Annotated in this window: 21 protein-coding genes; 8 read left to right on the top strand and 13 right to left on the bottom strand. The window is 57.2% G+C overall.

What is annotated here, in order from left to right; genetic code table 11:
- From GKC28_RS21020 to GKC28_RS26925, 3 genes are all read left to right on the top strand, one after another.
- A partial coding sequence (locus tag GKC28_RS21020; protein WP_217433978.1) for an ATP-binding protein occupies positions 1 to 120 on the top strand: 120 nt, incomplete at its 5' end.
- A gap of 479 nt (positions 121 to 599) precedes the next feature.
- Entirely contained in the window at positions 600 to 995 is a 396-nt protein-coding gene (locus tag GKC28_RS21015; protein WP_174148950.1) for a hypothetical protein, read from the top strand.
- 20 nt (positions 996 to 1,015) lie between these two features.
- Positions 1,016 to 1,186 carry an addiction module antidote protein gene (locus tag GKC28_RS26925; protein WP_174148949.1) on the top strand — a complete coding sequence of 57 codons (171 nt, stop codon included), beginning with the start codon at positions 1,016 to 1,018 and terminating at the stop codon, positions 1,184 to 1,186.
- Positions 1,187 to 1,208: 22 nt separating this feature from the next.
- Here the strand turns inward: GKC28_RS26925 and GKC28_RS21005 are convergent, their stop codons facing one another.
- The 5 genes from GKC28_RS21005 to GKC28_RS26920 all read right to left on the bottom strand — a co-directional run bounded on the left by GKC28_RS21005 (position 1,209) and on the right by GKC28_RS26920 (position 4,350).
- The gene (locus GKC28_RS21005) at positions 1,209 to 1,397 is read right to left on the bottom strand and encodes a hypothetical protein (RefSeq protein WP_174148948.1); all 189 of its coding nucleotides are present in this window, start codon (positions 1,395 to 1,397) and stop codon (positions 1,209 to 1,211) included.
- Between the two features lie 26 nt (positions 1,398 to 1,423).
- A complete protein-coding gene (locus GKC28_RS21000) occupies positions 1,424 to 1,744 on the bottom strand; it encodes a hypothetical protein (protein ID WP_174148947.1) in 321 nt (106 codons plus the stop codon).
- Between the two features lie 37 nt (positions 1,745 to 1,781).
- Complete coding sequence (locus GKC28_RS20995) at positions 1,782 to 2,069, bottom strand: hypothetical protein (protein WP_174148946.1); 288 nt, start codon at positions 2,067 to 2,069, stop codon at positions 1,782 to 1,784.
- A 1,144-nt stretch (positions 2,070 to 3,213) separates the two neighbouring features.
- Positions 3,214 to 3,534 carry a hypothetical protein gene (locus GKC28_RS20990; protein WP_174148945.1) on the bottom strand — a complete coding sequence of 107 codons (321 nt, stop codon included), beginning with the start codon at positions 3,532 to 3,534 and terminating at the stop codon, positions 3,214 to 3,216.
- A gap of 234 nt (positions 3,535 to 3,768) precedes the next feature.
- The gene (locus GKC28_RS26920) at positions 3,769 to 4,350 is read right to left on the bottom strand and encodes a winged helix-turn-helix transcriptional regulator (protein WP_174148944.1); all 582 of its coding nucleotides are present in this window, start codon (positions 4,348 to 4,350) and stop codon (positions 3,769 to 3,771) included.
- Positions 4,351 to 4,568: 218 nt separating this feature from the next.
- Between GKC28_RS26920 and GKC28_RS20980 the strand changes: the two genes are divergently transcribed.
- The 4 genes from GKC28_RS20980 to GKC28_RS20965 all read left to right on the top strand — a co-directional run bounded on the left by GKC28_RS20980 (position 4,569) and on the right by GKC28_RS20965 (position 6,557).
- The gene (locus GKC28_RS20980) at positions 4,569 to 5,084 is read left to right on the top strand and encodes a hypothetical protein (protein WP_174148943.1); all 516 of its coding nucleotides are present in this window, start codon (positions 4,569 to 4,571) and stop codon (positions 5,082 to 5,084) included.
- Between the two features lie 33 nt (positions 5,085 to 5,117).
- On the top strand, positions 5,118 to 5,777 hold the full coding sequence (locus GKC28_RS20975) for a hypothetical protein (RefSeq protein WP_174148942.1): 660 nt from the start codon (positions 5,118 to 5,120) through the stop codon (positions 5,775 to 5,777).
- A complete protein-coding gene (locus tag GKC28_RS26915; protein WP_174148941.1) occupies positions 5,774 to 6,160 on the top strand; it encodes a thermonuclease family protein in 387 nt (128 codons plus the stop codon). Before GKC28_RS20975 ends, GKC28_RS26915 begins: the two co-directional genes overlap by 4 nt.
- Positions 6,161 to 6,245: 85 nt before the next feature.
- Positions 6,246 to 6,557 (top strand): H-NS family nucleoid-associated regulatory protein, encoded by a 312-nt coding sequence (locus GKC28_RS20965; protein ID WP_368041154.1) that lies wholly within the window; start codon positions 6,246 to 6,248, stop codon positions 6,555 to 6,557.
- 947 nt (positions 6,558 to 7,504) lie between these two features.
- On the opposite strand, the gene GKC28_RS20960 is transcribed toward GKC28_RS20965, so the two are convergent.
- The 7 genes from GKC28_RS20960 to GKC28_RS20930 all read right to left on the bottom strand — a co-directional run bounded on the left by GKC28_RS20960 (position 7,505) and on the right by GKC28_RS20930 (position 16,519).
- On the bottom strand, positions 7,505 to 8,683 hold the full coding sequence (locus GKC28_RS20960) for a hypothetical protein (protein WP_174148939.1): 1,179 nt from the start codon (positions 8,681 to 8,683) through the stop codon (positions 7,505 to 7,507).
- The gene (locus tag GKC28_RS20955) at positions 8,680 to 9,171 is read right to left on the bottom strand and encodes a hypothetical protein (protein ID WP_174148938.1); all 492 of its coding nucleotides are present in this window, start codon (positions 9,169 to 9,171) and stop codon (positions 8,680 to 8,682) included. Before GKC28_RS20955 ends, GKC28_RS20960 begins: the two co-directional genes overlap by 4 nt.
- A complete protein-coding gene (gene mobF, locus GKC28_RS20950; protein ID WP_174148937.1) occupies positions 9,168 to 12,152 on the bottom strand; it encodes a MobF family relaxase in 2,985 nt (994 codons plus the stop codon). The genes GKC28_RS20955 and mobF overlap by 4 nt, the downstream gene beginning before the upstream one ends.
- 1 nt (position 12,153) lies before the next feature.
- On the bottom strand, positions 12,154 to 14,517 hold the full coding sequence (locus GKC28_RS20945; RefSeq protein ID WP_254604335.1) for a type IV secretion system DNA-binding domain-containing protein: 2,364 nt from the start codon (positions 14,515 to 14,517) through the stop codon (positions 12,154 to 12,156).
- A gap of 201 nt (positions 14,518 to 14,718) precedes the next feature.
- Positions 14,719 to 15,153 (bottom strand): hypothetical protein, encoded by a 435-nt coding sequence (locus GKC28_RS20940; RefSeq protein ID WP_174148936.1) that lies wholly within the window; start codon positions 15,151 to 15,153, stop codon positions 14,719 to 14,721.
- A gap of 37 nt (positions 15,154 to 15,190) precedes the next feature.
- Positions 15,191 to 15,679 carry a hypothetical protein gene (locus GKC28_RS20935; RefSeq protein WP_174148935.1) on the bottom strand — a complete coding sequence of 163 codons (489 nt, stop codon included), beginning with the start codon at positions 15,677 to 15,679 and terminating at the stop codon, positions 15,191 to 15,193.
- A 150-nt stretch (positions 15,680 to 15,829) separates the two neighbouring features.
- Positions 15,830 to 16,519, bottom strand: coding sequence for a DsbA family protein (locus GKC28_RS20930; protein ID WP_174148934.1), 690 nt, complete (start codon positions 16,517 to 16,519; stop codon positions 15,830 to 15,832).
- Here GKC28_RS20930 and GKC28_RS20925 point away from each other — a divergent pair.
- Positions 16,518 to 16,904 carry a hypothetical protein gene (locus GKC28_RS20925; RefSeq protein WP_174148933.1) on the top strand — a complete coding sequence of 129 codons (387 nt, stop codon included), beginning with the start codon at positions 16,518 to 16,520 and terminating at the stop codon, positions 16,902 to 16,904. The genes GKC28_RS20930 and GKC28_RS20925 overlap by 2 nt on opposite strands.
- A 2-nt stretch (positions 16,905 to 16,906) precedes the next feature.
- Here the strand turns inward: GKC28_RS20925 and GKC28_RS20920 are convergent, their stop codons facing one another.
- Complete coding sequence (locus GKC28_RS20920; RefSeq protein WP_174148932.1) at positions 16,907 to 20,083, bottom strand: conjugal transfer protein TraG N-terminal domain-containing protein; 3,177 nt, start codon at positions 20,081 to 20,083, stop codon at positions 16,907 to 16,909.
- Between the last annotated feature and the right edge of the window lie 3 nt (positions 20,084 to 20,086).

Below are 20,086 nucleotides of genomic sequence, written 5' to 3'. Positions count from 1 at the left end.
TTCGGTGACGCCAAGATGACAACCGCGCTTCTGGATCGCGTAACTCATCACTGCGCAATCATCGAGACAGGCAACACGTCATACCGGTTCGCACAGAGCAAGCGACGCAGAAAAACATAAACGTCGCGCAAGCAAAGGCCCCAGACGGACTCGCTATAGGAGGGCGGCCCGCCTGGGGCCTTTGCGCCACAAGGGGTGGGTCAAATTCAAACGCTGAAACCGGGTCAGTTTTGAACGCTCATTGACAGCTTCGGGTTCGATGACACGACTGCCAGTATCTACCGGATCAGGGAAGATGGCAGCCTTGTGCATGAGGATGTGCCGATAGATGGCAGCGACCGCTTAACCGTCAATGGGAGGAAGTATGGGCGGGACAACTGGCGGCACTAACGTGCTAAAAGGTTATTCCTTGGATACTTGCCCTGGAGGGAAGAGATTCATATATGCCGGAAGCATTCACTTAGCCGGGGGCAGTCCCTCCTTCTATCAAAATTCAGAATGGTTCCGGAGGTCTCGAAGTGATCCTTTTTCACGGTGGAAGCCGCTTACAGAATGGAAAGATCTGGCCCATCACGCACTTTGGAACCCTGCAGGCTGCCATGGACCGCATCACGGTAAACTACGAAGAGTGCTTTCCTGGCGAAGACCCGCAGTGCGTTTTGAACAAATGTAGACTGGTCCTGGGTGCAAACGTTGTGGACTTGCCTGACTGGGACATTGCCCAGCCATCCGGGGTAATCCTTGCCTTGATAAATTCTGGTCTCCTAGCCGTGTCCGCTAAGGAGAAACATGAGTTTCTTAGGCCTTTCAATGAAGCTCAAAGAAATGATCCGTTGAGGGCGAGGCTAATGGTTATGAAGGCGATTGAGCATTTGGATATCAGCGCGATCCGCTATCGAAATACTCATGAAGGTGACGACGAAGAAATTTCGTATTGCGTCCTTAGACCCGAGAAAATCGAGGTCCTGGACTGCAAAATCATTGAGCGGGTCTGAAGGGCGAATTTCCTGGGGCTATGGCAACTGTTGCCCGCGCGCGTGGCATGACTGAAATTGCCAAAGCTGCAGACGTTACGAGGCAGGCGCTTTACAAGGGCTTATCCGAGGCAGGCGATCCGAAGCTCTCAACTGTGCTGGGGGTGATGAAGGCCCTTAGTATGAAAGTGACAGTTGAGGCGGGGGTTTAATTCCCTGCCTTCGGCTCCTCCTTTAAAAACTGCCCTGCGAGGACTTGGCGATCTGCCCCGATTGGGAAGCTCGTTCACCCAGTCTTTCACGTTCAGCATTTTCGCCCCATTCTTTCAGCTCGTCAGCATCATTGAAGCCGTTCCACACCGCCCAGAGATCCGCCTGTTCTGAGGCGGCGTCGATGTTCTGATTTTGACCTTCGGAGGTCATTCTGCAGCCCCTTTTCCGGAAGGTTTTCATTGTGTTTCAAACTTTTTAGGGCGCCCTGGGAGAGGTCGCCACAAAAAGGGTTCATCCAAACCGTGCGCGCCGAACATGCGATCACCCAGCAGCACATCGCCCTTCTTCATTGGGTCGAATTCTGAAATGAAGTAAACACCGACCCACGCTGGTGGCATTGGTTTTCCCGAATTTGTTTTCAACAAATGTTCTGGGCGATCCTCCCAATGGAAAACACCGATGGGGCAGCCGTCTTGGCTGACGACTATGTGTGTTCCGTCCTTTGGAGCGGTGTCGTGCGATTGCCAGTCATCAAGGCCAGCCAGAAAATCAATCATTAATCCGCAGCCTTTCTATGGCGGTCATGCCCCACCGTTAGGCCTCGCCCGTCGCACTGCGTTTGGCGTCCCTTGTCACTACTTGCCCTATCCCGATCATTGCCTTGATCCGAGTCACGGTTGCCACTGCGGCGTCCGCGGATAGCTGGCCCAATTCGGTCTCTTCTTCCTGAGAGTTGTTCGCCCCCAATAGGGCAAGTTTTTCTTGAAGAATTTGGTCATCTAGTGACCCTTCCTTAGTCTCCTTCATGAGAAGGTGCACCACAAGAGCCTCTAGTACCTCGACCGTCCCTTGCAGGGAGGCAATCATTTCTTTCTCGGTCATTACTTTTCACTTTCCTTTGAAGAAGATTCCGTGTTTTCACAAGCAGGGCAGAGTGGTGGCTTGTTCGTCAGAAGAACCCTGCGAGGACGAAGTACAAAAAAACCGCATTTACACAAACAAACCCATAGCAATGATTTGGTCCGACCATCGCGCTCACGAATAGATTGTCCAATTACTCTAAGAGAGCCGTAAAGCTTGCCCGTGCAGTTTCGATTCTTTGGTAGACTTCTTGGTACTTGGAACTCCGGACAGGCTCTTTCTAATGAGTGATACCATGAGGGAAGCGTTTCATCAGTTTTCTGCGGTTTCCGCTTAGACACGGCCAGGGGAAGACCTCCTTCCCTTGACTTTTGTGCGAGGTCGCAGCTGCTACACCTGTCCCTAGTGCCATTCAGCAAGGTCTGTCTCTGAAAGGCTTCAAATCGACCGCATATGCAAAGACACACCCAAGCGCGGCCGTTGGAACTCCTTTCCACTTGCAAGCCCTTCACTGTCAGCCGACCAAATTGACGATCAGTAAGGTCAACAAATCTGGGATCTGATTTGACCTGTTCCATAGCTTTTCCAGTGAGCACTGTTGGACTGTGGCCCAGCTTAGAGGGGCGCGGGTCTTGAACTCCTTTACCTAGAGATAAAGCGGTCTGTTTGTTGATGGGCGTTTTACCACTCGAACGTCGCGTACTGTCGGTCAACGATCCGCACCCTTTACTGGAATGAAGTACAGGTCTCTGCTTCTGCTTTCGTCGCAGCGAGAAACGGAATACCTACTTGCCCATCTTTCTTGTCAACTGATCGATCGGACATCGCGGCTTCGCGGCTGTCATAGGGACCACTTATTACCCAGGATCCCGGCGGCCTTGGGTTTGTCTGTCGATACCAGTACCAATAGGGCATATTTTCGCTCCTTTTCGGAAGGGGTCACGATGAAGCTTCTGGCCGCGAAACCTCGAAGGTCACCCACCAACCATCAGTCTTGGAGGTCCGAGCGGTTTCTCCACAGTGAGGGCAAACGATAGGCTCACGTTCTTTTCCGCCAGGTACACCCATTGGCCTCTCAGCCACACAAAACCAACCTTTGCAGGTAGGATTGGGGCATTGCTCCGCATCGCTATTCACTTGAGGACATCTTTCTTAGAAGGGTAGATCACCACCGGTATAATCCGTTGTTGCACGCAGATTTCACGGCAGCTTTCACATCATCGGCCAAAGGCGCACTGTCGAGATCCCAAGTCTGGCTGATTAGGTCCTCGCCCATACGTTCCAATCCTTCAGCTCTAACGGAGCTTTCGTATTTTGGCATGTCTCCAGCTACATGAAGGAGAATTGTCCCGTGAAGCCTGAGGCGTCGCACGACATAGTCTGCGCTGTTTTCTTCGGCAGCTTGAAGCCGCTCTCGCAGATTAGAGATAATCCGCTCTTGCTCCTGAATCCGCTCGGTAAGCACCTGATCAGTAGTATCATCCATCAATCTGCACCTTTTTTTGATCTGTCGAAAAATTTTCCCCTGAAAAGGTATGAGCCCGCCAGCAATGCGAATAGGGGGAGCGCGGCACCCAATCCTCGAAGCAAATACTGCGACCTATCAACTTCAATGGGGTGGCCCGTGATGTCCGTTCCGAAAGGTGCTTCGTCAGTCAGGCGAACAATGCCCAGCAAGAAAACCATGAATGCTAGAAGCACCATTAACCTATAAATTCGTTCAGCCACCCGTTGCACCTTTCTTGGAAGTGTCACTGAGCTTGCCGCTGTCGCGCAGCGCTCGAATTTTTCGGTTCAATGTGGCGATACTGGCCCCTACGGCCTCTGCGATCTGGGCGTTTGTGGCCCCCTCACCGCGCATCTGGAGGATAGTGCGGATCTTCTCCGTGGACCACTCAAAGGGTTTTTGGCCTAGGTTGCCGCTTTCCCGCCGGGCCTGTCGCGCGCGAGACAAAGCCGCAGCCCGGCTGCTACTCTCGGCGCGTGCAGCAAACTCCAAAGCAGGCACGGCATCGGGATGAATCGAAACAGTTTCGGATGTATCGAGATCCAGCACCGAGCTGCTGCGCTTCCCTATTTCGCTGAGAGCTTCGAGAACATCGCGCGCGGAGAACCCCAGGCAGGAAGCTGAGGCCACCACAAGAACATCTCCCGGCTCCAGGCTGGCAATCGCAACCTCCCTATCCTCGGAATAGACCGGGCCAAATGGGTCATCAACATCCAGGCCCGCCCCTCGAAGCGCCGCCTTCTGGCTGCGGAGGGTCGGCCCGGATTTGAAAGAGCGGACAAAGCCTCTTTTCACGTCTTTTCCATCTATATCACACTTGTATCATTGCTATAATGATATAGGTGTGATATTCGTGATGCAAGAGACGAAACCCGCATTTTCCGGAGGCAGGACGATGATCAGATTGATTGAATTGATCCTTAGTGACGGTTCTACCGTCTGGAACATCGAGTATGACGGGGTGGAAAAGAGTTTCGCAGGGTCACTGACCTGCAATATGAGGATAGGCAATCATGAACATGTTGTCTGAAGGATTGAGCCGGACCTGGCGTTCGGCACAGATGTACATCGGGTTTCACAGGGACCAGTCAGGAAACCAGCGGGAGGCCGCCAAACTGTGGCCGCCCAGAAATGGCAACGCATCGATTCACCGGGATCCGGACGAGCAAGAAGCGTTCGTGGTGGTCAAAGCGTCTGACCAAACTGAAAACGGCGACGTGCAAATTAAACTGCGCCCAGATCAAATAGTCCTGCGCCGGGATCCAGCTCAAGGATGGCAGGGGATCAAGGTCGATGATTACGAGGTAGCTGTCCAGGTCAACGGCGCGTGGATCCGCATCAAGGCCGATGGTTCTGTTTCCCAAACGCGAGATGGAGATCTAACAGCCATCGAGGCCGACGGTTCCGTGATCAAAGTGACAGATCACGTCGAAGCGATCATGTCAGGAGACGGGGTGGAGATGTCCAGGCGAACAGCCTCAGACTTCGCGGCGATCCGGACAGACGGGGTGATTTCCAAAGCTCGCTAACCGGGCATCACACATAGGCATATAGGTTTCAGAATGTTTCAAGATTTTTGGGTCGTCCTCGACCAGGCTAGAGTCGCCGCACCTAACATTGGGTATGCTTGGTTTTTCTGCGGTGTCGCTATTTTCTGTGTAGCAGCTGCCCTGCGAAACATGCGCCTAGGCGACTTCGGACTGGCAAACATGCTTACAGCGCCGTTCGCATACTTCTGTTTCGACATTTTCAGAGCTGGCTTGTTCGCAGTGGCAGCAGCTGACGTTTCAGTGGTGATCCAAGAGGCGCCAATGCTCCAGCACGGCTACCCTTTCATTTTCATCACCTTGATTGCGGTGGGGGTTTTGGTCGGTGTGGACCCTCTGCAAATTGTGCGCGCCGGATTTTCCTTGCCTTCCAGAACTCTTCCTGGCGGTGGAAGAGAACACGAATGCGAATTCAAGCCAGTGGGTGGCCCAGGAAGCATGAGGTGCGCCGGCTTTGCAACTCTTGGCTGGCCGCGCTTCAAGAACGATCTGCCAATAGTGCGAGCGACTGATCGGTTGGAGCGATGCTCTTGCGGTGCTGAACGCTGGGCGCCCGGTTTCTATCTCGCCCCCGAGCTGGAAAAGGATACTGATCAAACCGGGTGGCCGCTGAACCACAGGGGAGAGCGCTTGCCAGCCAATAAAGCTGAACGTGTTTTCGAGGTCCCGGCATGAGATTCCTTGCAGCAATACTCTTTCTGGTCTCGGCCGCCGTGGCCCAATCGGCTCCCTTAAGCAGCCGGGACATATATCTGATAGACGGTGACACGGCCGATGTTGGAAACGATCGGTTCCGGCTTGTGGGTTACGACACACCGGAAACATACAAGCCGCGGTGCCGGTATGAAAAAGCCCTTGGCGATGAAGCGACACGCCGTGCTCGTCAACTGGTCAGGGAAGCCGGAACAGTCGATTTCATTGTGCTTCCTGGCCGGGATAAATATGGGAGAGGGCTTGCCCGTATTTTTCTGCATGGGCACGACTTGGGCAGTATTCTGATCTCCGAAGGTTTAGCACGCCCATATAGAGGAGGGCGGAGACAAAGTTGGTGCGGGTAATTTTCTACGCGCAAAGGATATTCTGGATTTTTATTAGTCGCTAAACTATTCAGTGCTCACCAGAGGCAAAGTTATAGGAATGGCAATGGATTTGAATGCAATGTCGTCTGCCGAATTGAAGCAGCTGCAGGCTGATCTGGAAAACGCGATTGACGCGCGGCAGAAGGAAGACTTGAGGTCAGCGCATCTGGCGGCAGAAAAAGCCGTAGGTGAATTTGGATTTTCCCTGGAGGACGTTTTTCCGTCAGCGGTGAAAAGACCGAAAGGGAAAGCGGTCCCAAAGTACAGAAACCCGGGGAACCCAGACCAAACCTGGACGGGCAGGGGCCGGAAACCCAAATGGGTCTACGAGGTACTGCAAGCTGGAGCTGACCTTACAGACTTGGAGATCACATGACGAGCTGACCGGGCTCAAGATTTCCTGCTCTTGCCAGAAGACAGACAGAGGCCGAGGTGTTCAAAAACACCTTGGCCTTTTCATTTCAAGCCAGGTCTGTTGAGCGGAGTGCCCACAACCCTTGAAGTCTGCAACGCCCGAGCCGCCCGGAATGCTTTGGATACCCCTGCAGGTTAGCCAGGGAGATCACCTGTCAGTTCCGGTACAGCAAGGGCGGTCCAGAAAATTAACCGGAAACGTGTTACAGTCAGAGTCGCCCCGGCTTCGGACCGAGGCAGTTGAAGGGTTGGAGGGGCAACTGACGGGACACTGCGCACTCTTTTTTCTGACCGTATCCTGGGCCTCGATCTTCGGCGTCTGGTCAGGGCTTTTTGCTGCTGTGTATGTCGTCTTCTTGCTCGGCGTCAGATCCGGTGAATTCTTCCGGATCTTGGACGATTTCCCTCGTTGGGTAAGAGGCTAACCAGGTCATAGTCCTGCAGCCCAGATCCGAAAGAAGAGAGGGGCCAACTGGCCGATGACCCCGACAATGAAGAGAGCGACTGGCCCCCAGATAAGAACGGAAGTCCCCCGAAGTCTTCCGGCCCTGTCGAAGGAAAGAGCAAACGAGCACATGAGCTGAAAAGCGACGAACAGTAGTGCGATGGTGCCCACAAACCCTGCGAGTGGATGCAACACCTCCCAGATATTGTCTGCGGTTTTCAGGACGGTGTACGACCCTGTTGAGAGTGCTCCAGCTACCACGAGAAGCGCAGCAGATTTCAGGGCATAGTCAGCTGCCCGGATGTCGCATTTGGAGAGGTTGTACAGCCGGTCAGATTGGGTTTCTGCTGGCTGATCTGGGCCTTTCAAATTTCTCCGGCCCAATCTCCTTCTGGCTGAATTTCTGAGCGTAGGAGATTGTCTAATGGAAACCGTAAGAATCCGCCGTTTCATTGGTCGGCCCGTCACTTGCCCAGACCTGTCCACCCCGCGGAGAGTGCCCGCGTTCGTGGTGCTTGGGATACAGCCGCTGTCCGGGCTTTTCCCGTGCCAAAGATCCTTTCCATCTGCTCGCTATAGAATGCCCGCGTGATGGTTGCGCGGTTTCCAGCATACCCATGATAGGCGGACTTGCCGGACACCAGCGGAAGACCAGCCCAAATGCGCGCCAGGTTGTCCATGAAAGCAGAGCGTGAAATCCGGCCAGCCGAGAACTTCTGATACCCCGCGTCCGAAATCAGAAGCGCGGCCATGCGGTTCTGTGTGTCCCGACTGAACCGGGTTCCGTCAGGCAAGCCCAGACGTTTCTGCAAGTTAAGTAAAGTCGAAGGTATGATCTGGAAATTTCCGATGGCATGGGGCTGGCCCGGCGTGCGGTCGATCCAGGCGTAGATTTCCGCAAGCGTCATCTGTGAGGGTTTCTTGCCGGGCTTCACCTTGGCGCCGTGATGGATCGCGTCATAGCGGCCGCCGGGAGCTTCAGCAAATGCGATGAGGGCAAACAGCTGCTCGACATTGGAGCCGGAGGGAAGGCGGAAGGTGGCCGGGGCAGGGGGCTGCTTTCCCGGCCGCGAGCGTTCAAAGGCATCGAGGGCAACCCACTCACTTTCCCTCGTGGCGAAGTTCCAGCCGCCCTGGGAGGAAGCCGGAGCCGAGGCCAGACTTTCGCGGATTTCAGTGGTCTCTTTCAGGTCGAAGCTGCCAGAGCTGGACCAGTCTCCGGCAGAGACAGCCGCAGGAGCCAGGAGCGCCATCAGGAGGGCCGAAAGGGCATTCCGTGGCCTCTGACCCCAGAGGGGAATTGAGGCGCTTTGCGCCGCCTCGTTGGCGGGCTTTTGGCTCAGCCCTCCCTGATGGTTCGGGCCAGCAACGCCCAATTCGGCCCTTCGGTCCTCATAGAAGGTCCACACCTCACGCAGCAAGCTGCAAATCAGCGCAAGGCGCTGATTTAATTGCCAAAATTGGCATTTTGGCAAAGCGGCACTGCTAGAACCTTTTTCGCCCATATTTTTAGGGGTTCTGAAGGCCCAAAAACTGCCCGTGGCAGGGGTTGTGGCAGGGGTGTGCCATGCCATGCCACGCGAATGGCACGGCATGGCAGCGCGGTACTGGCCGGTTTCGGCCCGCTTCAGGAAGCTCATCATCGCTCAATCTCCGCCTCTGCTGCCGGTTCGTTTTCCAAGCCGCCACGCTCTAAATCGCGCAAGATCGCCGTTTGAACCGATGCCTCGTTTTCCCGCAGTTTCTCAATCTCGGAATCTCCAAGCAACTGCAGTTTTGATTGAACCTCTTCGGTGGCCTGGGAGGCCAAAGCAAGGAGAGTCTGCTGATCCTGATTGCCCTCACTCATGAGTGAGGCAATCAGGATGCGGGTCATTTTCAGTTCCAGTGACGCGGTATAGGAGAGGTTCCGGAGCGCTTCGGTCTGGCGCTCCATCGCAGCCTCCAGGGACGCCAAACGTGTATCCAGCGGGGTCTGTTCAAGGGCTTCTGCCTGCCCGCTTTTCTGCCCTTCCAGAAGGGCAGTAATCGCATCGTCCAATGCCTTGGGGCGGTTCTCTCCTGCGCCGTCGATAAGCTGCCGGGCCACAGGGCCGAGCACGATACGGACGTTCTGGGGTGTCTCGCTCATCGTTCAATGTCCTTGTCTCGCTGCAGGACAATTTCAGCCTGCTTTTCAACTTCTTTAAGTTTCTCATCGAAGAGGCCGGGCAGGGCAGGGGTGTCCGGCTCCTTCTCCTTGGCCTCTTTTTCCTTCACCGCCTCAGGCTTCTCCTGTGGTTCCTCTCGGGTTTGTTCCTCTTCCGGTTGGCGGGCGCGGGCGCCAGCGAGGCGGCCGTCCAGCCAGGCATCGAGCGCGGTCTGGCGGATCCCGGTTTCGTTCTCGATGGTTTTGGACAGCCGGTCCGGGTCTTCGGTCAGCAGCATCGCCTCATCCCGAGCCCGGCTGATTTCAACGTAAAAACTCTTCTGGGTCGCCAGCCGTTCGGTGGAGCGCATCGCTACAATCACCCTGTCAACGGACTCGCCTTGAACCGCGTGAGCGGTGGCTGCGTAGTCGTGTTCCAGGCCACGGGCCGCGAGGCTGTCAGCGGGAATGGTGATGCGCGATCCTTCCTGCGTCTCGGCCTCAATTACTCCACCCTTAGTTGATTTAATTTCAGCCCGCAAACCGTTCTTGATGCTGCTTTCAGGGTCTGTGATCCGGAACCGCACCTGGTCGCCTTCAGCCATGCCGCGGGCCTCGCGCTCATAGGCCACCAGTGCCTTTCCAAGCTCCCGCTGATTGAACTTCGCAGCCAGGGGCAGGGTGGTCCGGGCACCGGTTTCCTCGTGCTCAACGGTCAGCTTGTTGCCCCGATGATCAGCGTCGCGGACCACATAGAGACCGTTCTTCTTCAAGCCGTATTCCTTGCTTGTCGCCACAGACATGACCACATCGCCGGGGGCGTAGCTGCGGGCGTCGGCCAGCATTGCTTCGGTGAGCTGACGGTTCAGCAGGCCGTTCACTTTGACCTCCTCGGAGGCGATGCGGCCTTCCTGCCGGAGGCCATCGCGCACGGCCTCATTGATTTCCGCGCGTGCGGCGTTGGTGAGGGCGAGGATCCGCGTTCCCTGCCGCTCCGCCGGGTTGAGAGCAAGGAACCTTTCCGCGGCCTCTTGCCGGGGGTCATCGACCTTCAGAACGTTGTTTTCCATCCGGTTGAAGGCAGCCGTGATTTCGCCCCGGATCGAGTGATAGACCGCTGCTTTTAGGTCATCGTCCCGTTGGCGGCGGATCTCATCCATGACCGCCGTTCGCATCCCGGCTTTCTGCATTTGGGCGAATGGCTGACCGGCGGCAACCGCATCGAGCTGCTGCGTGTCGCCCACGAAGACGACGCGCGGTGCGCCGGTGCGCTCCGCGTAATCCATGAAGCTGCGCATGTCCTGGGCGGACACCATTGAGGCTTCATCGACCACAAGAATGGTCTTGCTGTTGTCCACGTCCTGCGGATGATGCCTCTCAGCGGTAGTTACCTTGGCGAGGGTTTCCGCACTGCCGAGGACACTGGCAAGTTCCTGAACAGCCTGGTGGCTTGGAGCAAAGCCCTTTACCTCGTAACCGCTTTGACCGGCGTAATGAGCCATCCGCTCCATCATGAAGGTTTTGCCTGAACCGGCGTAGCCCTGGATCCCGACATACCGTCCTGAGCCGGTTAGGGTGTTTTCGATGGCAGCGCGCTGACCATCGGTCAGGCTGGTCACTGCGGCAAGTTTCGTAAGCAGGGTGCTTTCACCGCTGCGTCCGCGGTATCCATTCAATTCCAGTCCACCGGCCTTTTCGGCCTTCCGCCAGGAAGCCAGGATGGAGCGTTCCAGTTCCACAGACGCCTTGTCTGTCAAGATCTGTCCATCCTCGCCGCTTTCGAAGAGCCGGCCAGCTTTGATCTGCCGGTTTATCTCTGCGTCCACCGCCTTGAAGTCTGAACGGTAAGCGAAGTGCATCGCCGCCACCGTGAGATCCGCCCTGCTGTAGGCGGATTCCCGTTCGCTTATGTGCTCGACAGCACGGTTTACGGCCTGCCTGGGGTCAGTCTCCACGCGTGCCACGGCTGCGGCACTGGACAGCATGGCCTTTGCCTTTCCGAACATCCCGGACGGCTGGCCGGTTTCCGCAAGGGGGTCGATCGGGCGCTGCTGGTCGAGCGGTATAACGGGCTGCGGGGCTGCGTGACCCACCCGACCAAGGTCCAGCTGATCCCGGCCAAGACCGGCTGAGAGTGCGTCTGCGCGCCAGGTTTCGCGCAGCGCGTCCCGGTCCAGATTTTTGTGCTTGGCCGCACGGGTGGCTAATGCCGCTTTGCTCGCTGTTTCCGGCGAAACATCCATTCCCTTGTTGTCGAGGGCATTGAGAATTTCCTGCCGCCGCTTGGAAAAGGCTTCGGTCACTTCCTGAGAAATACCGGAAATATTCACTTCTCCGTATTTCCCGCGTTCCGTGGCAATGCCTAGGTCTGCCATCCGGTTCTCAAAATCGGAGCGATAGATTTCCGTAATTAGTTTTTGGTTTTTGTATATGGCTTCATTCCGAATTGCCGAATATCCGCCGTTTTCGTTTTTCACCATATTGGCAATGACGGCGTGGCTGTGCAAATTCGGATCAAGCGCGCGGGAGGTGTCGTGTCTGTAAATTCCGGCAATAATTCCTTCCCCGTTTTTCGTGACGATTTCCCCGTCTTGCTGGAATCGCGTTTTAATAAACCGCTCTTCCACCACTGTCATAGCCGCGCGCACTGCGGCGTCATGGGCTTCAATTATGCGTTTGTCGCCAATCACCAGGGCGGCCACTGAAGCCGATTTGGACGCAGAAAAGGTAAGGTCGAGGCCAGGGCGGTGCTGGCGTTCGCCGTCCACATAGCGGCCCATCAGCTTGCCGTCCGGTGCTTCACCATCGAGCATCTGTGCAAAGTGCCTGTCATCGACAAAGCCGCTCAGGCCGTTTTCGTCCGCGGCCTTGCCGAACCAGGTGGCCGCCCGTTCGCCCTCCTCTGTACCCGCTTTGTAATAGCCTTCTTCCTTGTAATAGCCGCTGGCAGCCGCCCCGGCCGAGACGTTTGAGATCGACATCATGTCACTTCACTCCCCGGATGGTGGTTTCCATCGCCAGCAGTGCGCTGGCGGCGGATTTTTTGGCTGGAGGCTCCTGCGGGTGTTCCGGCCGGTTGGGTGTTTTCCTGTCCGGCTGGGCGCGGCCGACGGCGGGATGGGCACGAACAGAGAGGGGTAGGGCAGGGCTGACCATTTCGGCCGCCGCGTCTCCGTCCGCAGGTTTTTCTGCTACTTGAGCCGGATCCTCTGGCGCAGGCTCTTTCGCTGGCGCGGCGGCTGCAGTCTCCTGGTCAGCCTGTGCCGGCGTGGTGCCGGGGTAGGGGAGCGCGGCAGTTTCGCGGGCCTTGGCAGTGCCGTTGCCTGCGAAGCCTGCATAAGGGTCTGGCGGAGCAATCTCTTTCACATCGTGGCCGCGTACCCGGGCTGTGGCAAAATGCTGCCAGTACCAGTCCCGTTCCGAGATTTTGGCGGGTTCCTCAATTCCCACCGCGCCTTCGGGGCGCACGCGGTCCAGGAACCGAAAAAACTCAGCTTTCTGTTCTTCGGGTTTCAGGGCCGCGAACCCCTCTTCCGCAGTCTCGCCCTCCTCGATTTCCACATTCAAGGCGGCAACCTGCATTCCGCCCGCATCGAAGCCATTACCCTTGTATGGGACGAACTTCTCCGCAGTGGCCGTGGTCGGCACAGGTTCAAAACGCACCCTGGCGGTCGGGGCGTCATAGGCCGGGCGAAAGTAGGCCACGAACTGCGGCAATGACTGGATTTCCGCCGGGGTGACGATGGCGCGTTGAGTACGGCGGCCGACAATGCCCACGCCGTCGCGGGTGTCATGCGCGCCGAGGGTGATGTTTTCCTGCTGCTCGATCACATCCTCCTCACCAAGAGAGCGGGAGGAGCGCTGCGCGGTGTTGTAATCTGGAGTGTTGAACACAACCCGGTTGTTCAGAACGCCGGAAATCGTCTCTGCCGCCTTGTCGCCGTAGATGTCTTCCAGCTGGGAAAACACCTGGTAGGCGACGACGAAAGCGCCGCCGAACTGCCGGATCTCCGCAAGGCTCTTGGGCAAGAACGGCATCTTGTTGAGGGTTGGCACCTCATCCAGGAAGAACCAGACTTTGGGGTCGCGGCTTTCCTCTGTCGTCATCAGCGCGTTGGCTGCCACCTCAAATAGGGTCGAGATGATGTTGCGTGTCGCGGCCGACTTTTCCGCATCGCCGGTCAGGAACACAAAGCCGGGCCGGTCATTCACAACCCAATCACGGATGGAGAAGGGTTCGGCGTCATCGCGCAGATATTCCAGAAACCGCAGCTCGGTGATCATGTTGGCGCGGATCGAGCCGGAGGTTTTCGCAACATGCTCCCCGAAGAAGTGAGCGCCCGGCGTAGAAGCCACCAGCTTGCCCAGCTCCTCGGAAGGTATGTTCATGATAGCCTTGCGAAGATCTGCGTTGGTGGTCTTTCCGGCCTTTGCCAGCTCGCGGGCGGTGTACTGGAAGACCAGCCGGGCGGATTGCGTCCAGAAACTGTCCATGGAGCCTTGCTGATCCGGGATCATCACCTCGGCGATCTGCGCGAAGCCCTCCGGTGAAGCCACCTCATTGAAAGGCGACCAGCCCACGGAGCGTTCATCGAAGGGGTTGAGGATGATGTCTTTTTCCGGGTCGTAGTGGTCGCGCAGCAGGCCGCCCATCTTGTCATAGATGATGGCCCTGCCGTCAGCGGCCCGGATGGTGTTCAGCAGCTCGTGCATGAGGTTCGACTTACCGGTGCCGACGGTGCCGGTGATGCCGATCTGCGCCTCTACGGCATTGGGCGGAAACTCGATCCCGGCCAGCGTGTAGCGGGGGCCTTTCTTGGTACCCTTTCCAAAGCGCTTCTCGTATTCGCGCCACTTCCGCTTAGACCAGGCTTTCAACTCCTTGGCTGTGACCAGGCGCGCACCCCGGATATGTTCTTCCTCTTTCAGCGACCGGCCAACCATGGCGAAGACCGCGAAGGTGAAAGCGAACGCTGCGGCGGCTGGCAGCAGGGAGAAATAGAGGTAGCGCCAGGCATTGGCAGTGTAGAGGTGATAGGTCGCACGCATGTCGCGGTCGGCATAGATCTGTCCGGCGGTACGCTTCACGCGCCTGCCGTCGAGATCCACATAGTTGAGTTCGCGGAGTTCCGTGCCCCGCTGTTCAACGTTGAATTCCGCGATCCAGTAGATGCCGGTGAGGCGCACCTTATCCATTTCGTAATTCTGAGCGACTAGAATCAGAAACGTGATGGTGAACGCTGCAGCAGCTACCGAGGTGCTGTACTTGAACACCTGAGTTGCCATGCGGGTCCAGTGTTGTGTCGTCTGGCCGCCTCTGACAAGCTGGGTATGTCCTTTGTTGCGCATGACGAATCCCTCGTTCCTTTTGCAACGCGAGCAGTCCGACAACAGCTCGGGACACCCGCGGCACTTCGCAAATTGTTGTTTCCAAACGGCAATAGCCGGGGTGCCGCGGCCCAGGTGTTTCACCAGGCCGCGCTAAGTGCGCTCAGCGTCATAATCCGATTTATGTTAAGTAGGTCAGATTATCTGACCTAAACTACGCCGCTATGCGTGCGGCTGACTGATGCAGTATTGCCGGTACGCGTCGTGCTCCACTCCTTTGACCAGCGCCGGTTCCCAGCCCTTTGCAGGGTCATAGACACGCATGGTCATAAGGGCGTTTTGCGACGGCTCGTATGTGCCGAAACGGTTTTTGGCGGTGAACCGGGCGCAGACGAAAAAATCCTTTTCCGGGAACGGCCACAGGACGGCCGCATAGCGGACCGGTCCCACGCTCACATCTTTGGCGGTGTCGCCTTCCGGGACATTTGCAACCAGCCACTGCCGCAAGGCTGCCATGCTCTGGGACTTGGACGGGCCGCCAGCCGGAACAGGTTTCTCGAAGGTGATTGCGTGTTTGTCCGGCACGGAGCCGTCATTCAGGCAGCCGGAAAGTGCCGTTGCTGCGAAGATAGCGGGGATAAAGTGTTTGAGTTTCATGCTCGTATTTCCTTTTCCGGTAGATTGTAGCGGGGCTTCAGCAGCCGTTGGCGAGTTTGACGCGCTCCAGGAGCGCGCTGCGTTCTGCGATCGCTAGCGCCGTATTGTAGGTTTGGGCGTCAGGGCCGCCGGATCCGCGCACGCCGCTGGCCGCGGTGCCGGCTACAGCGGTGGCTGTGCCCACGTTGGAAATTGACTGGGCGGATCCCGCGTTGGCGATGGCACCGGCACCGAGGACAGACAAACCCGCCTCCATGAGGCCGCCGGTCAGGTTGGCTTTGCGCTCCCGTTTCCGCTCTGCCTTGTTGATCGCCTCGCTGCGGGCATAAAGCGTGTCCAACTCTTCCTGAACCTCGCTGCAGCTCATGGCGAGATCCTTTTCCGAGGGCTTGGCCTGGGCCGCGCGCTGGACGCCTGCCATAGATTGGAGCCCCATGATATTGGCCGAGGTCTGGGAGGTGTTTCCCATGCAACCGGCCAGGCCCATCAGGCCCGCAACTGCGACTGCTCGCTTGATCGTCTTCACTGGAAAATCCCTTCTCGAAATGTGCGGCCCGTCTTTTACTCGTGGGCCTTATTGCGTAACCTGATTGTCAGCGGTGGGCTTTGCTATGCCCGGCTGTGGGCCTCATCCTTTGCAGAGGTATTGCTGCCATGGCCCGCCGCTGACACTTCCTCAATTCGAGGCTGTTTCACTGGTTTCCGGTGCGTTGGTGATTACCTGAAGACGGTCCGCTGGGGCCGCGCCGCGGATGATGCCGCCGGGGCCGACGAAATACGGGGTGCCGGTCGCGCCGAGTGCAGCGGCCAGGCGCTTGGCCTTTTCCAGATCATCTGCGCCGATGCCTTCATTCACCGCAGCGGTGATTTCTTCCGGATCATGGCCCAGCTCTACCAGCGTGCGGATGGTGGTGGCTGCACTGGCCTTGCCTTGAACCGACATCATGGCATCGGAAAATTCGCGGTAAGCGTCCATGCCCTTCAGCGCTTTCAGCGCCAGCGCCGCCTTGGCAGTGAAGGTCGATTCCTTGCCCAGGACAGGTGTTTCCATGATCACCAGCTGCAGGTCAGGCATGGTTTCCTTCAGAGAGGCGACAACGGGGTGTGCCCGGCGGCAATACCCGCAGTTGTAGTCCTGAAATTCCACCAGGATCGGCTTTTCCAGATCGAGCCCTTGAAACAGCTCGTCAGCCACCTTGGCGATCAGTTCCTGATCTTTCACGGCTTTGGCGGCTTCTTCCTTTGCTTCAAGCAGAGCGAACACTTCCAGGATGATGTCCGGATTGCGAAGAAGTGCGTCACGTACGCGTTGATCAAACTCGAAATCGGCCTGCGGCGTTTCAGCGGCAGCAGGGGCCGTGGTCATGGTGAGACCCACTGCTGCCGCCAAAACTGCCTTGCGCCATGGTTTGTTGCTCAAAATCATTGCTCGTTTCCTTTCCGTTCTTCAAATTGCGGCGGTTTCATTGCCTGTTGAGGAGTGTTTTGCTATGCTTGTTCGCCCTAAAGGAGAAGTCCCCATGCGACGCCTGATGACGAAATTCTGGAAAGAAATCGCCTACTTGGTGGGCTTTGCCGCGCTGGTTGTTCTGCAGCTCGAAGCCATTGGGTTGTTCTATATCGGCGCAGGTGCAGTCTGGTTTGTCGTTTGTTTGCTGCGAAACAGCGGCGGCACTTACGACGCCGAACCGGATTTGATCGACTCGCGGGGGCTTTATGGCGGTTACTCTCATTACCATCGGCCGGACTAGCATCATTCTGCATCCCGCATGCGTCCGGTGAAGATGTGCCGTCCTATTTTGACGTTTTCGCCACCGCGCTCGCGTGATGCATTCTCCAGCCAAGGCGGAATCGCATTCTTCTGAAGTCCCTGTTCTACATAGGATTTCATGAGGTCTGGCTGGTAATAGTTGGTAGCTCCTCCGGTCGGGTCAAGGATTTGGCCTGCTGCCACTGCATCGACAACCCGCCCAATCCTCTCATAAGCCGGGTCGCTCTCCTCAAGGCTCAGTGGCAGTGAGTTTCCGCCATGCCCCTCATTCCATGCAGAGAACTGTTTAAGCTGCAGGCTGACTTCAGCGGGGTTATCACCCCAGCGCGGATCTGCGACCCGGTTCATGATCACATGCGCAACCGCTGCCTGACCAAGCTGAGGTTCATTCCCGGCTTCGCCATAGATGGTACGGATCATGGCGTCTCGGTCATAATGGGTAAGGGGCGGCGTGCCATTGACTACGGAGGAAACGGCTGATCCTGCATCTAAAACGCTGTCCACGATGTCCTCTCCGGTCGTCCAAACCTTATGAAGCGCGCCCGGAACCACACCGAAGTCTTGACCATCGACCACAGCCCGCTCGTTTTCAGTTGCTTTGACAACCGCTTGCTCTGACAGAGCTGTCCGGTGCCCTTCAATGGCGTCTTGAACTTTCCCTGTGGCCTCAGTAATGCGGCCATACTCTTTGTGATGATCCATGCCGCTCGATGGCAGGCGCTGGGTGGTGATGCTGTCTTCCGGGCGCGTCAGCGTATGGGCTTGAGCCAACCCCGGGTTCGGTCGATCCAGCCCAAGCTCCTGAAGCAGTCCGGGAAGAACCCGCTCAACGGCGGCCTCCTGGGCCTTTACGCCAGCGGCAGATTTCGGGTTGAGCAAATTGGAGATCTGCTGATCGCTAAGTCCAGCCTCTCGCCATTCGCCGATCACCGCGTCGGTCAGCTGACCGTCATAGCTGATGCCGTGCGAGTAGAGTTTGCTCTCCGCCGCGGCCAAAGTTCTGGCCTCTTCGCGGGCTTCCGCATAGGCGTTACCCTTGCGCTGTACATTGTCCACGCTCCAGCGGTTGCCGCCATCCTCTGTGTTGGTCAAGCTGCTGGTTTCGCTGGCCCGGATCGAGTTCACCGCATCGCCGTATTTGGCGACGGTTTCCGTCAGGCCTGTGTCCCGAGCGGCAGAGGCAACGCGACGATAGGCATCACTGTCGAGGCCTGTCCCATTGACACTTCCTTGTGCCCCGAAAACGGTTCCTCCTGGGGTGCTCGCGGACAATGCCACTTTGTAAGCTGCGTCCAAAGAGATCCCGTGCTCCTTGGCGAAATTTTCCACTGCGGTATGCGCTTCACGAGCCTCTTCGGTCCACCTATGGCTCTGCGATGTTGAGCTGTCGCTCGCAGTGCTGGTTCCGGAGGTCAGAGAACGGCCGAAGTTCGCATAATTCGCCGCGGTTTGGTTCAGCGCAGTGCTCCATTCATCGCGCAGCGAGGTCGCGGTCCGGATTGCCGCTTCTGACCTGTCGGAAACCTCTTCCCGGATGGTTTGGCCCACACGCGCGGACATCCCGCCAGTAGATTGGGCGGTTCCGGTGGCGAAATTTACCGACCCATCTGCGTTTCGCGTTCTCATCGCACCGTTTGCCATCCGTTCTGTGTATGCTCCGACATCCCGAACGGCAGAGGTGTTCCACTTGTTGGCCGCGAAATTGTTCATGCTGGCATTGGAGAGGGAGATATTGCCGGTCGCTGCTTCACGGCCAGATTCAATTGCTGCCCCCTGCCCCACGTTCAGCATCGAGGTCGCAAGGCCAGCCATGCGGCTCGCGCCGAACAGGATCACCGTGGAAACAAAGGGAATCGACATCATCAGGTAACCCGCGATGGTGCCGACATCCTGTTCGACCGCGCGGACGCCCAGGTAATTGGCGAAGGTCAGGGAATAGTCGAGCGCACCAGTGCTATAAGAGCCCATTGCCTCCCGGTAATAGCCGGAGCTGGCTTTCATGACGATGGAATGCAGGATGGCGGAAAGCGGATCCCAGGCGGCAAGCCAGAGGAAGCCCCCAAAGTAGCCTTTCATGACATTCCATACCAAGGGCGTCATCATCATGATCATCGCCAGCGGAAACGCCGCGTAGTAGAGCGATTCAAAGACGATTTTCAGGAGCGGCACCCATTTCAGAGCCGAGATACCTACGGCGCTGTAGCTGGCCGAGGTCTGGGCTTCCGTTCGAGCTGCCTGATAGGCCGTCATGGCCGCGTTGTTTCCAGAGGAGGCAATCAGCCGTTGCACCGCGCCGTCCAGCGAATTGACGAGCATGGTTTGCCGGATGGTTGCCTGGGCGCCGGCCGAGGTCATGCCGATGAAGGTTTGAAACTGGTTGAGTGTCCGGCGCATGTCGGCCGCGGAGAGTGCGGGATCTGCAGCGAAGTGGCTTTGATCCGCAGCAGCGGCCTTCTGATAGAGGACGTTTTGCACTTCATTGTTGAGACGGTTGGTAATCTGCGGCCAGCCATCGGCGCAGGTCGTGGTTTCTTCCAGAACCGGATCGTAGTAGGCCAGAGATTGCGGAACATTGGCGCCGATGTAGGCCACCAGATTGCCCGCCTGACCCAGTTCGCCCACATCGACAATGCCGATGTTCGAGCCATCGACCATGCAGTTTTCCATAAAGTTCACGAGGGTTTCCTGAACAACCGGAGTGACAGAGCGCCAGCGGGCGGCTTGGCTCAAAATAGTGGAACCAAAGAGCATTCCGGATTTCTGGTATGTCAGGTTATCCGGCGCAGTGAGCAGCGTTTCCATCACATCGGTGAGCGAAGCGCTGGCCCTCGATGTTAGAGAACCGACCCAGGCCACGGACCACGGCACATTGTCTACTGTGCCGTAGATGCCAAGCGGTACGGTGGAATCCATGATGATCACGCGTGCCCTAGGGCCGAGGCCGACGGTAACCACCAGCATCACGCCGATGAAATAGGTCACAGCCTGCCGTGCTGCTCCGAAGATCGCCAGTTGGAGGCCGGCCACGAGCACGCCAGCGACGATGCCGCCGTAAATCAGTGCTCCGAAGTTGCCTGAGCCGGTGAAGGCCGCGAGGTAGTTGAAGACATCATAGAGATAGTAGCCGCCGCCAACTGTATGAATTTCGAGTTCGGGCATAGA

The sequence above is a fragment of the Leisingera sp. ANG59 genome (assembly GCF_013317235.1).
Taxonomy (GTDB): Bacteria; Pseudomonadota; Alphaproteobacteria; order Rhodobacterales; family Rhodobacteraceae; genus Leisingera.
Note: the sequence above shows the minus strand (reverse complement) of the source record. Positions and strands in the feature narration are given on the sequence as shown.